The organism is Listeria fleischmannii subsp. fleischmannii LU2006-1 (assembly GCF_000344175.1).
In the GTDB taxonomy this organism is placed as follows: Bacteria; Bacillota; Bacilli; order Lactobacillales; family Listeriaceae; genus Listeria; species Listeria fleischmannii.
Window position 1 is genome coordinate 42,592 of sequence record NZ_ALWW01000001.1, and the last position, 12,423, is coordinate 55,014.

The following is a 12,423-nucleotide window of genomic DNA, read 5'->3' on the forward strand; positions in this document are numbered from 1 at the left end:
GGTCATTCCATCTCGGAATGACCTTTTTTATGTAAGTTAATCTACTTTTTTATCTTGTAATAAATCTCGAATTTCTTTCAAATATTCTTCCGACTTATTCACTTCCTCTGGCGCCGCCTCTTCTTCTTCCTTACGACGTTTCGTTAGACCAATGAGAACTTTAATAAAGACAAATAATGAAAGAGCGATGATGACAAAATCTACAACAGATTGAATAAACAAGCCGTATTTTAAGTCCGCAGATCCTACGACAACATGTAAGTCACTAAAACTAACTCCGCCTAAAATCATTCCAACAAGCGGCATAATAATGTTATCAACAAGCGAAGATACGATTTTTCCAAAAGCAGCCCCGATAACAACCCCAATAGCTAAATCAAGGACGTTTCCTTTTAAGGCAAAATCTTTAAATTCTTGCACATGAAAATTTTTTACTTACGCTAGTCCACTCCCCTTACCTTATAAATAAATTCCATTCATACTTATTCAATTTTTATTTTTGTTCTATTATTATTTTCGTTCTATTTTTTTAAAAAATTAAATTTCAGCGTACGCGCGAACTGGACTTGCTTCAGCCTCAATTTTGAGCGGAACCGCATGGAGTCGGATCTTTTTAGCATGAGCCAGAGCTTCTAAATTCGTCAAATTTTCCAATATAAAAATATCAGCCCCTAATAGCGTCTCATGCACCCGAAATGGCGCGTAATCAGGTGACGGCGTGTCCATCCCAACGAGCTTCACTTTTTTCTCGCAAAGACGCGCGGCCAGATTTTCAGTCAAAACAGGATGGCTATTGTAGTATTCTTGAGAGCCGTAATGCGCATCAAAACCCGTGTAAAATAGCACCATATCCCCTTCTTCTATGCCATCAAATTCAGCGCGCCAATCAATCTCTTTAAGACCGCGTACATCAAACATCCGGGCATAGCCGGTAAAAAAATCCACTGGAAAATGAGACGCAAAACGGGCATCACGCACTAAATGCATTGGCATGTCCACATGCGTCCCAACATGTAAATTCGTTTTTAAATCGTAAAGCACATACCCCTCTTTTTCAAAAAAATGAGTTTGCGAAAGGTTTATCGGAGTGTCTTGCGGATAAACAGGTGAGCTATTCCCAATTGCGTGCGATAAATCAACATACATCAAAATAGTCCTCCTTAAAAGCATATAAACGCTGGATTCTAGTCTGTCATTTCAACAATGATTTTGCCAATATTTTTACCTTCAAAAAGAGAAATAAAGGCGGGAACAATTTGATCAAATCCTTTTAAAACCGTCTCTTTATGCGTCAACTTCCCTTCTCGAAGCCATTTAATGAGCTGTTCTGTGTGGCTTCTTTGTAGTCCTCCTTATAATTCGTTACCGAAAAGCCCTGCATTAACGCATTCGCTTGAATTAAATAGCGCTGTACTCGCGTCCCAACATCCTCTTCTGCCGGTGAATTATAATTGGAAATAGTTCCACAAACAGGAATACGCGCAAATTTATTTAAAAGTGGCCAGACCGCTTCACTAATTTCACCGCCAACGCTTTCAAAATAAACATCAACACCGTTCGGGCACGCCCGCTTTAGATTTTCAGCAAAATTCGGATCATGATAATTCACAGCCGCATTAAAACCAATTTCTTTGACTAAATAGCGCGCTTTATCATCCGTGCCTGTAATACCAATCACATGAGCGCCTTTGATTTGTGCAATTTGACCGACCGTAGAACCAACCGCGCCCGCTGCAGCGCTAACCACGACTGTCTCATCTTTTTTAGGCTTACCTATATCTAAAAGTCCGAAATAGGCTGTAAGCCCCGTCATGCCTATCACGCCTAAATACGCTTTAGCCGAAATAAAGCTTGTATCAATTTTACGCACTTTCTTTTCAGAAACGATGACCTCTTCTTGCCAGGGCACTTGGCCGACAACTAGATCTCCCTCTTCAAAATCACGACTTTCTGAACGAATAACACGTAAAACGCCGGTACTTTTAATTGGCTCCCCGTGTTTAAACGACGGCATATCAGCCGACTCATTGTTCATTCGGCCCAGCAAGTAAGGATCTACGGAAAGAAAAACTAATTTTAAATGAAGCTCAGAATCATGTAGCCCGTTTAAACGTACTTCTTTTGTTTCAAACGATGCTTCCGTTATTTTTCCAGCAGGCCTTTCTTTTAATATAATTTGTTTCATTTTGGTCACCCTCCTTCGTTATTTGCATCACTACCACGAGAGCAGGATTTCTAAACGCAAAAATCCATCCTGAAACTGATAAAAGAGCACCTGTTTTCTGTTAAAGTAAAGAGCAGACGACAAAAAACGACAAGCTTATCATTTTTATCCGTCTGCTTTAAACGTTTATTTATTTACGACTTTTTTAAATTCGAATTTGTTCATCCACCCTTTTTTCTTACGGATTGAAATATAGCCGATAATAGCAATGACCAACGCGCCTAAAAAGTCTACAAACAAATCGCCCATTGTATCCGCAACTGCCGCGTGTCCTTCAAGTGGCGTGCCATTTTCGAGCATTGTTTTTTGCATGTTCATACCAAAAGAATCAGCGGTAAATTCATAAAATTCCCAAACTACACCGAGAAATACCGCAAAACTAAGCGCAAACAAGGCAAACAAAAAACGGGCTCATGCTTAATGTAACATTTTCATTGTTATTCAGTAGATTGACAATGGAGAAGCCAAGTCCACCTAGCATTGCACCGCTAAATGTGTGTAAAATTGTGTCCCAATTTGGAATAAGATAATAAAAGCTTTGAACCTCTCCTAAATAAATCGCACAATAAAGGAAAACGATAAAAACAATATACATCGCATCTGGTATTTCAAACTTCATTTTTTTACTTAACATCGAAGGTAGAAAGAGCACTATAACGCCTAACAAGCATTGCATAATCATAAGCGAATAATCGCCTCTTGTTTTTTCTCCCTCGCCAAGATAAGCATCTGCCGGTGTTAAAAATAAATTGATTGTTGCATACACAATTGAAGCAACTAAAGTAATAAGTACAAAAATAGCCAAAATTTTAGTCCAATTCCATTTTTTCATAATTTCAACTCCCTTTTATGTTGTCTTTACCCATTATATAAGAATTTAAAAATAATTTTAAATTTTTTGCAGGGTTTTATGAAATCTATACGTCTAATATTTATAGAAAGGTGGTGAAGTGGTGGAAAGCGATGAAGAACTAGTTAGGCGAATCAAACGCGGGGAAACAGAATGCTTTGAAACGTTATTACGGAGATACGAAGCGAATGTGTATGCCGTGGCCTATAAAATTTGCAAGAAACACCGAGAAGCTGAAGATATTGCTCAAGATATTTTCCTTCAAGTCTTCCGCTCACTTGATCAATTTGATAATCAGGCCAAATTTTCGACTTGGCTCTACCGTCTTTCTTTAAATAAATCACTGGACTACATACGGAAGCAAAATAAAATGAATGAAGTCGCAAATGATGTGGCTATTCAAAATGCCGCTATTTCGGCTACACCGGAAAAACTTATTTTAGAACGAGAAGAACGGCAACTTGCTCATGAATATATTGCGAGTTTAGCGCCGAAATATCAACACGTCATTCAATTATTTTATTTTGAGGAAAAAACGTATCAAGAAATTGCCAAACTACTCGATATTTCCATTAAAACCGTTGAATCAAGATTATATCGTGCGAAAAAAAGGGATGCAAAAAATGAGAAGAGGTGAAATAGAATGACCTGTTTAACAGATGAAATTTTAATGGCTTATCATAATTTCGAATTTGATGATGCGACAAATAAAAAAATCGAAGCCCACTTGGCTGAATGTAAAGTTTGCTCAGAACGCGCTTCTTTCTTCAAAAGTCTGCATGATGAATGGGAGACCCCTTCTGTTTCACCCCCGTCTCACTTTGCTGCTATCGTTTTAAAAGAAACGCAGAAACCACGCATTCAGCATCGTAGAAAACCGCGAATTTATTTACAACTTGCTTGTGCCCTCGTTGCAGCGATTTTATTTTTACAATTTAATGTAGCAGTCAATATCCGAAATATCACGCTAAATGTAGTCAACTATACTGATAAAGCAAGCAGTAAAGCGGAAAAGTTCAATTAAAAACGGAAAAGGCGATGTGAATCAATATATTCACGAAAAAAGAAAAGAAAACGGAGGCAAAAACAAATGAGACGACCAAAAAAATGGGTTTACTTTTGGAGCCTATGCCCAGGGCTCGGCCATTTATATTTACAATATATGAATCGTGGTTTACAATTTATGCTCCTTTTTTACGGAAGCATTTTCTTGATGATACAACTTGATGCTGGTGTATTTGCCATCTTTTTACCTGTCATCTACTTCTACAGTTTTTTTGATGCGATTAAGCAATACCACTGGATTTTAGATTCCGGTTTTTACGAAGATAAACCCCTTATTGAATGGCGAACCCTATTTCTCCATAAACGCATTCTCGGTTTTGGATTACTAATTATTTCAGGCATCGTCATTTTTAATACCGTTATTGATCAATTCCTTTATCTTCTCCCGGCATCTATTAGCGATTTTCTCTATTTTAATTTTACAAAAGGCATCGCAGTCGTAGTTATGATTATTATCGGCATTGTTTTGATTCAAAAAGATAAAAAAACGTCCAATTGGGAATAAAAAATTAGTGGAGCGGCTTAATTTGCCGCATCCACTAATTTTTTTTGATAATCTCTATATAAAACTTCAAATTTCGCCTTATCAAATGTATAAGACTCACCTTCCGCCGCCTTTTTAAAGGCATCCAAACAAAGTGTCCAGCCCGCTAAATCGCGCGGTGTATGCTCCGTTACTTGCGTGATTTCTTCAGTAAAAATAAGCTGCGTTTCATTCTCACTTAAAGGAACAAACTGAAAGTAAACCGCATCGTTATCCCAAGCAAAACCAAGCGCCGCATTTTCCTCGAACTCTAAAATAGGCATTTTGATTTTCTCTGTTTCCGTCATATGAAATAACAAATAACCAGTCGCCGAAAGTTCACCCATTTCCAGTTCACCAAACCATTTTTGTAAGCCTGCTGTTGTAGCCACAAGCTTAAAACATGAAGCTATCCCGTTATTAATACCTGCTTCCATACGAAAAATCGTTTTATCCCCTTGCTTTACAAATTCAGGTTTCATAGTTTACCTCCTATTTGATAAAGTCTTGGACGGCCGCCGCATTTTTCGCAACATCAATTCGAAGTACTGCTCCGGCTCCCGAGATGCGCTCATTTTGCCATGTGCCCTTCACAGGTACTGTGAGTGTCTCTAAATCAGACGTTCTGCCGAGTGCGAAGTCCATTCCCGTTTTTAATACAAGAGAAGTGGGTAAATCGGTTGTCGTGTAACCTTGAACCGTTCCAAGTACGCTTGGCAGTTTAAACACGCTTGTGGCTGTAATTGCTTGATCTTTCACTGCTTCAAGCACCTGCTGCTGACGTCTTACTCGGCCAAAGTCCCCTTCTGCATCTTTTCTAAAGCGAGCATATTGAAGTAGCGTATGACCATCCATTTTTTGCTTGCCGGCTTTTATGTTCGCGTCAATATTTTGCGACATATCTTTTTCAGCATCAATTTCGATTCCATCTGGCGCTAGTGTATCAATAACTTTTGGAAAGCTTTCAAAACTCGTTACAACATAGTAATTGCAATCAATTCCAAAGTTTTCCTTCACCGTTTGACGTACTAGTTCAGGACCCCCAAAAGAATAGGCTGCATTAATTTTATTTTTTCCATGCCCGGGTATATCTACGTATGTATCACGCATTAAAGAAACAATTTTGGGCTCTTTTTTCTTTTTATCATAATGGGCAATCATGAGGGAATCCGAACGCCCCTGATCCTCTCCGCGTGAATCACTACCAATAAAGAGCACATTGACACTGTCTCCAGATGCCGCCTCTCCATTAAACGTAAATTCTTTCAATTGATTATCCGCTTCTGCTGCTTTTAAACTTGATTTATATTGAAAAAAGCCTGCTATACCAAGGCCAATCACGACTAAAACGAGTAAAAGCAAAATTGTGCCAAAAACTCGTCCTTTCCTAACCTTTCTTTGTTTCGCATGTCTTGCCATATGTTTCACCTCTAATTTTTACTCCAAGTATCCTTTGATACACTCTATCTTACAATAAAATGTAAAAAAAAGAGAATGAAAACATATAAGAATTGTTAAAGATTGGAAAAACAACGCTTTTTAAAGCACAATTCTGCTATATTTAAATTATTAAAATGTTGACGTATCCGTATTCCCCGTTGAACTATCTGAATTTCCTGAGCTTGAGTCATCTCCATTTTGACTCGCACCAGAATTAGCATCCGGCGGTGTCATACCTTCTTGACTCGTTCCGCCTTGATTACTGGAACCTCCCTGCCCGCCAAAATTTCCTGGGCCATTTTGCTGCATCGTTCCATTCATATTAGTTGTATCTGAACCCGCATTCGTTGTAACAAGCATATAACTTAAAACAGCAATGACAATAACTGAACAAACGCTAATGATAATCGTTGCGATTTTCCATTTATTTTGCAGCGTTTTTGATACTAGTATCGTTTGATTTTGTTCTTCCATATCAATCATCCTTTCCTACAATCTAAATTAACAGTAAAATAAGAAAAAAGTATGACATAGAGAAGAAGAAACTGTAAAATGAATTTTTATCGCGTATAATGTAAATAAAATTACATAAATTTAAAAGGTGGTCGTAAAGATGAAGCAAAACAAAAAGAAATGGTGGATTATTGGCATTTCGGCACTTATTATTGTACTTATTGCCGGTGGAGTCACTTTTTTCGTCCTCAATAAATCCGCTGACAAACAAGCAAAAGACGCGGCAGAAGAGTTCACAAATCAGCTTGCCGCACAAAAATATACCCAATTAGGCGACCAAGTAACATCAAAATCATTAAAAGATCTCGGCTTTACTAAAAAGGAGATGGAAGAAAAATACGAAACCATTTTTAATGGTCTTGGCGTTAAAAATATTAAGGTGTCCAATTTAAATGTTACACCAGGCGAAAATAGCCATAGCTATCAGTTAACCTACGATTTAAATATGCAAACCAGTCTCGGTAAACTTAAAACTCAAAATTATAAGTCTACTATCTCAAAAGAAGATGACGCGTGGAAAGTTGACTGGCTCCCTGCTCTAATTTTCCCAGGAATGGTTAAAGACGACAAAGTTCGCCTCCTGACAGATGAAGCAAAACGCGGTGACATTGTGGACCGTAATCAGAAGAAATTAGCCACAATCGGCAACTTTAATGAAGCAGGTATCATACCAGAAAAACTAGGCGAAGGTGATGAAAAAACAAAAAACATCATGGTCATAAGCCAAAAATTAGACGTGCCAGCCGAAGACATAAACCACGCTTTGGAACAAAAATGGGTACAAGCTGACAGTTTTGTTCCCATTAAAACCATTTTAACTGGTGATTTAAAAGAATCGCCTGGACTCACTTATGCACAAAAAGAACTTCGAACCTATCCTCTCAACCAGGCCACAGCTCATTTAATCGGCTATGTGGGTGAAGTGAGCGCGGAAGATATCGAAAAAAATCCTAAGTTAAATGTAGGCGATATCATTGGAAAAACAGGACTCGAACGCTATTTCGATAAAAAACTCCGTGGTAAAAACGGCGGGGAAATTAAAATTATTAATGACCGCACCAAAGAAGAAAGCAGTTTGCAAAAAGTAGCCAAAAAAGACGGCGAAACCGTCCAACTCACAATTGATGCAGCCGTCCAGAAAAAAGCATTTGATAGTCTAGGAAGTGAAGCAGGCGCTGTCACCATGATCAACCCTCAAAACGGCGATTTATTAGCGCTTGTGAGTACCCCTTCCTACGATGCGAATCAAATGGCGGCAGGAATTTCGGCGAGCGATTACAAAAAATATAGCGAAGATAAACGAACTCCATTTTTAGCCCGCTATGCGACCCGTTACGCGCCTGGTTCTACTTTTAAAACAATAACTGCTGGTATCGGTTTAGATTTAGGTGTAACAAAACCAGATAAAATACGCCATATTGATGGCCTTAAGTGGCAAAAAGATTCTTCGTGGGGCAACTATTTTGTCACACGTGTCCATGATAAACCTACTGTGAATATGACAGACGCCCTTGTTTATTCTGATAATATTTATTTCACGCAAGAAGGTCTTGAAATCGGCAAAGATCGTTTAACCGCTGGACTTAAAAAGTTTGATTTTAACCAAGAATTTAATCTTCCTTTTTCAATGGAACCCGCCCAAATTTCAAACAACGGTTTAAACACGGATATTTTATTGGCTGATACATCTTACGGGCAAGGTGAACTCCTTATGAGCCCTGTTCAACAAGCGGTAGCCTATACGGCGATTGCAAATGGCGGTAAAATGGTCTATCCAAAATTAGCGGCCGGCGAGAAGCAACTTGCAGCTAAACAAGCCATTAAAACAGAATCCGCTAATCTCGTCAAAGATGCTCTTGTTAAAACTGTATCTGACCCAGCTGGAACTGCGCATAAGCTTGCCTCAAATCACCGAATCGCAGCCAAAACCGGAACAGCTGAATTAAAACAAAAGCAAGGCGAAGATGGTCTTGAAAATGGCTTTTTATACGCCTTTGATGCGGATAATCCAAACTATTTAATGTTAGGTATGATTGAAAATGTTAAGGGTCGTGGTGGTAGTAGTTTAGTTATCGAAAAACTAAAACCTGTCATTGATTCAATGTACTAAAAAAATCACGGTCAGCTGACCGTGATTTTTTTTGAGTCCCGTCTTTTTTTCAACTGTTTTATTACGAGAAAAACGACTGTAACGCCCACTGTCGCACCTACAAAATCAAGAATAACGTCCTGTACAAGTGGTGTTCTCCCACCTGTCAAATATTGATGATATTCATCTGTTGCTGCAAAAATTAGGGGGAAAAATAGTCCTGCGGAAAACGCCCACTTATATTTTTTCGTAACGCCTAGCACTCCTACGAATAAAGAACCACCCATAATAAAATAAGTGAAGAAATGGGCCCCTTTCCGTATGAAAAACTCAATAAATGAGCTATATCCTTTAGCGGCAATGCTAATTTCTGAACCAGCATAGTTAAACGAAATATGTGATAAGGCACTCTCAAACGGCCTTCCCGCTAGAATCTTATCCAGCCACGGGACAAGCGTTTGTTGATCATACGTTTCAGATGACGATTTAAATAAGGTAAACATAATAATAAGCGCACATAAAAAGCTCAGTGCTATCCAAAATTTTTTTATTTTTAAGCATAATTTTCTCACTTTCCATGATAATTCCTATTTGATTATATCACTCAAAGATTAGAAAAAAATGAAAAAAAGACTTCTTTTTTGGATTATTATTCACTAATTTTGCCATAAAAAACCGTAGCCCTATAAAACGAGGAAAGGCTACGGTTTTCTTTAAGAAAATTTTTGTTTCATATTTTTGCGCCGATAGACGAAAAAATAAACAGACAACGGCCACCAAAGCACCGCAAAAATCGGGTAAATCGCCCAAACAGTTTGTGGGGTTGTAATTAAATTAACGGTGATAAGGAAAAGACTAATAAGCAAAGTGCTTAAAATGGAATAGGTAAAAATATGTCTTGCAAAAAACATGGATAGTGGCCAAAATAAAACAGCAAATACTGGATAAATCCACCATGTGTCTTCTGTTGTCACCAAGTTTGTCATGATAAAAAATAAAGTTAGCCATAGCGTCCCGACAACCGAAAAGGCACGAGGAAATCTAGCAAGCAAGACGGATAGCGGCCACCAGTAAATGGCGAAGGTTGTAAAGATACTGAACGGGAACCGCGGCTCGAAATAGATGTTTAAGCCGATGTAACATAAAACGAGTAGTGTACTCATAAGGAAGGAGTAGCCAAATTTGGCACTATATTTTCCTCCAAAAATAATAATCGGCCAAGCGAGAACAGCGGGAATTGCATATAAAACCCACGCATAGTCTGGCGTTTCAAGGTAATTGGTCAGTCCTAAAACGACAAGAATCAAGATACTCGTTAAGAGCGTATAACTTTTTAAATGCTTACTTCCATTAAATAAAAAGAAATAGGCTGGTGAAAGTAGTAAAACGGCTGTATAAACAGACCAATATTCTCCTGGAAAAACTAGAAAATTTAGTAAAATCAGAAAACCGATGATAAAGCAGCAACTTATAAATAAGAAGCCTCTTGTACTTTTATCCATTTATTTCAACTCCTCCTTTTACGGTGCCAGTAATAAAACATGGATAGAGGCCACCATAAAATACCAAATGTGGGGTACACAAACCAAATGGTGTTTGGTGTGTAGTAAAAATTTATAAAGATAAATAAAATGATAAAGAGGATACTTCCCCAAATCGCAAAATCTAAATTTAATTTTGCATAAGCCAATTTTTTACTACCACCAATTTTAAGCTCAGCTTTAATTTCATCAATATCACCGAAATCAACAAGAACTTTGTTAATGGCATCTTCTTGAGATTTTCCTTCTTCCATCAAGTCATATACTTTTTCTTCCATATCAAGCAAAATTTCTTCTTTTACTTGTAAAGCTCGATCACTATTTGGAACATCTTCAAAAATTTTGTCTACAAACTCATAAATTCTTCTCAATTTGCACTCTCCTCCAAAAATATTGCCATGATTTCTTTTATTTCTTGCCATTCTTCCGTCATTTCGTCTAAATACATTTTTCCACGCGCTGTAATCGTATAATACTTTCTTTTCCCACCATGACTTCGATCACCGTAATAACTTTTAATGAAGCCCTTTTTCTCTAATCTTTGAAAAACGGCATATAAAGTGGCTTCTTTAATTTGAAATTTTTCTCTCGTTCTGTCACTAATTTCCTTTGAAATTTCATAACCATAAGAATCCCCATCCATTAAAATCCGTAAAATAATCGAATCCACGTGGCCACGCAAAATGTCGCTTCGTATTTTGAACACCTCCAAAATTACTCTACCACGCATTACTCTATCACATAGAGTTAATTTAACATCCTTAGCTTAACATGAATTACTCTACGTGTCAAAGTAATTATAAAAAAAGTTTATTTTCTCGTTATTATGGGAATTTTTACAGCAGGAGGTGGCGTCAAATGAGCGCTTTACGTACATTTAAAGCTGAAAGTTCTGATATAAAACACCTCATTTCTTTTGAAAACCATAAAAATGATCATCACTTACACGCCTATTTAGAATTTGAGGAACCACTTGATTTAACAATTTTAGAACAAGCAACCCGCTTACTTGGAAAAAAACTACCGCATCTTTTTTCTTACTTTAAACAAAATCATAGTAGCGCAGCATGGCATGAAAATCATTTTGCCACGCAAGATTTTATTTCTTTTATCCAAACCAAAGAACCTGAAAAAGAAGTACAGCAAGCACTTGTAAAAAAACTGCAAATAGAAACCGGTCCTCAAATCAGGCTTACTGTTATCCGCTCCCGAAATAAAGAGGAGCTGGTCATTATTTTAAATCATATGTTAGTGGATGGCGGCGGCTTCAAGGAATTGCTATATTTACTTGCAGATTGCTACTCCAAGCTCCTCAGAAATCCTGATTTTACGATAAAAGAGGAACTACCTAGAAGAGGTTTAAATCAAATTTTTGAAAATTTCAGCCTCAAGGAGAAATGGCAAATTTTAAACGATAAAACCGCGATCCCCCCTACTAAAAACCCATCCAGCCCTTTAAAAGGCGATACGCACCATCCTTATATTTTGCGTACTAAGGTTTCTAAAGCCCAATTTTCGTATATAAAAGCCTACGCCAAAAGCCACGGGGTGACAGTAAATGACTGTCTCCTTACCGCGCTTAGCCTAGCCATAAATGAAAAATTAGCTGCTACTGAACTTGATATAGATTGCCCTATCGATATTAGAAAATATAACAAGCAATCAAATGGCCTTACCAATTTAACCGCCAATCTAACATTTTCGTTTAATGAAGATGATTTTAATCATTTTGAAACGACCTTACTTCGCAAAAAAATGCTTTTTAAAGAACAAAAAAATAGTCTGCAACCACTACACAAATTCTATGTTTTAGATCTTATTTATAAGTTTCTTTCCTATAAGACATACAAAAAACAGGTGAAAATACGCTATGATATCCCACAAACTAGTTTAACGAACATGGGAATTATTGATGAGACTCTTCTTCATTTTAGTCAAAATATAGTACGCGACGTATATATTTCTGGGTCTTTAAAATATGCTCCGTATTGTCAAATTGCCGCCACGACATTTAAAGACGAATTAACCCTTTCCACCAATTTACACGGAACAAAGGAGGATTATTATTTTCAATTAGCTCTTTTAGAGACGATGAAAGGGCATTTGCCGCATTGAAAAACCCAAAAAATTAAGGGTTTTCAGACTGCTGACAAACGGCAATCTTCGTTGTTACCCCCT

The 12,423-nt window shown here is 37.5% G+C and carries 15 protein-coding genes and 1 pseudogene; 5 read left to right on the forward strand and 11 right to left on the reverse strand.

The genetic code is table 11. The features are described from left to right. Positions 1-36: 36 nt before the first annotated feature. From mscL to LFLEISCH_RS00235, 4 genes and pseudogenes are all read right to left on the reverse strand, one after another. Entirely contained in the window at positions 37-420 is a 384-nt protein-coding gene (gene mscL / locus LFLEISCH_RS00220) for a large conductance mechanosensitive channel protein MscL (protein WP_007471770.1), read from the reverse strand. A gap of 117 nt (positions 421-537) precedes the next feature. After that, positions 538-1,146, reverse strand: a complete 609-nt coding sequence (locus LFLEISCH_RS00225) for a cyclase family protein (RefSeq protein ID WP_007471771.1) — start codon at positions 1,144-1,146, stop codon at positions 538-540. Positions 1,147-1,291: 145 nt separating this feature from the next. Next, positions 1,292-2,185 (reverse strand): MDR family NADP-dependent oxidoreductase, encoded by an 894-nt coding sequence (locus tag LFLEISCH_RS00230; RefSeq protein WP_007471775.1) that lies wholly within the window; start codon positions 2,183-2,185, stop codon positions 1,292-1,294. Between the two features lie 165 nt (positions 2,186-2,350). Further along, positions 2,351-3,056 (reverse strand): annotated as a pseudogene (locus LFLEISCH_RS00235) (DUF2238 domain-containing protein). A 121-nt stretch (positions 3,057-3,177) separates the two neighbouring features. On the opposite strand from LFLEISCH_RS00235, the gene LFLEISCH_RS00240 reads away from it, so the two are divergent. From LFLEISCH_RS00240 to LFLEISCH_RS00250, 3 genes are all read left to right on the forward strand, one after another. Beyond that, entirely contained in the window at positions 3,178-3,711 is a 534-nt protein-coding gene (locus tag LFLEISCH_RS00240) for an RNA polymerase sigma factor (protein ID WP_007471777.1), read from the forward strand. 6 nt (positions 3,712-3,717) lie between these two features. Further along, the gene (locus tag LFLEISCH_RS00245) at positions 3,718-4,098 is read left to right on the forward strand and encodes an anti-sigma factor family protein (protein WP_007471779.1); all 381 of its coding nucleotides are present in this window, start codon (positions 3,718-3,720) and stop codon (positions 4,096-4,098) included. Between the two features lie 66 nt (positions 4,099-4,164). Continuing rightward, complete coding sequence (locus LFLEISCH_RS00250) at positions 4,165-4,644, forward strand: hypothetical protein (protein WP_007471781.1); 480 nt, start codon at positions 4,165-4,167, stop codon at positions 4,642-4,644. 17 nt (positions 4,645-4,661) lie between these two features. Here LFLEISCH_RS00250 and LFLEISCH_RS00255 read toward each other — a convergent pair whose 3' ends face one another. From LFLEISCH_RS00255 to LFLEISCH_RS00265, 3 genes are all read right to left on the reverse strand, one after another. Continuing rightward, positions 4,662-5,144 (reverse strand): SRPBCC family protein, encoded by a 483-nt coding sequence (locus tag LFLEISCH_RS00255; RefSeq protein WP_007471783.1) that lies wholly within the window; start codon positions 5,142-5,144, stop codon positions 4,662-4,664. 10 nt (positions 5,145-5,154) lie between these two features. Beyond that, positions 5,155-6,081 (reverse strand): LCP family protein, encoded by a 927-nt coding sequence (locus tag LFLEISCH_RS00260; RefSeq protein ID WP_007471785.1) that lies wholly within the window; start codon positions 6,079-6,081, stop codon positions 5,155-5,157. A 150-nt stretch (positions 6,082-6,231) separates the two neighbouring features. Next, positions 6,232-6,576 carry a hypothetical protein gene (locus LFLEISCH_RS00265; RefSeq protein WP_007471787.1) on the reverse strand — a complete coding sequence of 115 codons (345 nt, stop codon included), beginning with the start codon at positions 6,574-6,576 and terminating at the stop codon, positions 6,232-6,234. A gap of 139 nt (positions 6,577-6,715) precedes the next feature. Here LFLEISCH_RS00265 and pbp4 point away from each other — a divergent pair, with 139 nt between their 5' ends. Next, the gene (gene pbp4 / locus LFLEISCH_RS00270) at positions 6,716-8,725 is read left to right on the forward strand and encodes a penicillin-binding protein PBP4(5) (protein WP_007471789.1); all 2,010 of its coding nucleotides are present in this window, start codon (positions 6,716-6,718) and stop codon (positions 8,723-8,725) included. A gap of 11 nt (positions 8,726-8,736) precedes the next feature. Here the strand turns inward: pbp4 and LFLEISCH_RS00275 are convergent, their stop codons facing one another. From LFLEISCH_RS00275 to LFLEISCH_RS00290, 4 genes are all read right to left on the reverse strand, one after another. Then, a complete protein-coding gene (locus tag LFLEISCH_RS00275) occupies positions 8,737-9,276 on the reverse strand; it encodes a VanZ family protein (protein WP_007471792.1) in 540 nt (179 codons plus the stop codon). 141 nt (positions 9,277-9,417) lie between these two features. After that, positions 9,418-10,206, reverse strand: coding sequence for a hypothetical protein (locus LFLEISCH_RS00280; protein WP_007471794.1), 789 nt, complete (start codon positions 10,204-10,206; stop codon positions 9,418-9,420). Between the two features lie 5 nt (positions 10,207-10,211). After that, positions 10,212-10,616 (reverse strand): permease prefix domain 1-containing protein, encoded by a 405-nt coding sequence (locus LFLEISCH_RS00285; RefSeq protein WP_007471796.1) that lies wholly within the window; start codon positions 10,614-10,616, stop codon positions 10,212-10,214. After that, positions 10,613-10,975, reverse strand: a complete 363-nt coding sequence (locus LFLEISCH_RS00290) for a PadR family transcriptional regulator (RefSeq protein ID WP_007471798.1) — start codon at positions 10,973-10,975, stop codon at positions 10,613-10,615. The genes LFLEISCH_RS00285 and LFLEISCH_RS00290 overlap by 4 nt, the downstream gene beginning before the upstream one ends. Before the next feature lie 128 nt (positions 10,976-11,103). Between LFLEISCH_RS00290 and LFLEISCH_RS00295 the strand changes: the two genes are divergently transcribed. Further along, positions 11,104-12,360 carry a condensation domain-containing protein gene (locus LFLEISCH_RS00295; RefSeq protein WP_007471800.1) on the forward strand — a complete coding sequence of 419 codons (1,257 nt, stop codon included), beginning with the start codon at positions 11,104-11,106 and terminating at the stop codon, positions 12,358-12,360. Positions 12,361-12,423 lie beyond the last annotated feature (63 nt).

Excerpts from the sequence above, each read along its gene's own strand:
- LFLEISCH_RS00225 (WP_007471771.1), bottom strand. The coding sequence starts at position 1,146 with ATGTATGTTGATTTATCGCACGCAATTGGGAATAGCTCACCTGTTTAT.
- LFLEISCH_RS00230 (WP_007471775.1), bottom strand. The coding sequence starts at position 2,185 with ATGAAACAAATTATATTAAAAGAAAGGCCTGCTGGAAAAATAACGGAA.
- LFLEISCH_RS00245 (WP_007471779.1), top strand. The coding sequence starts at position 3,718 with ATGACCTGTTTAACAGATGAAATTTTAATGGCTTATCATAATTTCGAA.
- LFLEISCH_RS00250 (WP_007471781.1), top strand. The coding sequence starts at position 4,165 with ATGAGACGACCAAAAAAATGGGTTTACTTTTGGAGCCTATGCCCAGGG.
- LFLEISCH_RS00255 (WP_007471783.1), bottom strand. The coding sequence starts at position 5,144 with ATGAAACCTGAATTTGTAAAGCAAGGGGATAAAACGATTTTTCGTATG.
- LFLEISCH_RS00260 (WP_007471785.1), bottom strand. The coding sequence starts at position 6,081 with ATGGCAAGACATGCGAAACAAAGAAAGGTTAGGAAAGGACGAGTTTTT.
- LFLEISCH_RS00265 (WP_007471787.1), bottom strand. The coding sequence starts at position 6,576 with ATGGAAGAACAAAATCAAACGATACTAGTATCAAAAACGCTGCAAAAT.
- pbp4 (WP_007471789.1), top strand. The coding sequence starts at position 6,716 with ATGAAGCAAAACAAAAAGAAATGGTGGATTATTGGCATTTCGGCACTT.
- LFLEISCH_RS00280 (WP_007471794.1), bottom strand. The coding sequence starts at position 10,206 with ATGGATAAAAGTACAAGAGGCTTCTTATTTATAAGTTGCTGCTTTATC.
- LFLEISCH_RS00290 (WP_007471798.1), bottom strand. The coding sequence starts at position 10,975 with ATGCGTGGTAGAGTAATTTTGGAGGTGTTCAAAATACGAAGCGACATT.
- LFLEISCH_RS00295 (WP_007471800.1), top strand. The coding sequence starts at position 11,104 with ATGAGCGCTTTACGTACATTTAAAGCTGAAAGTTCTGATATAAAACAC.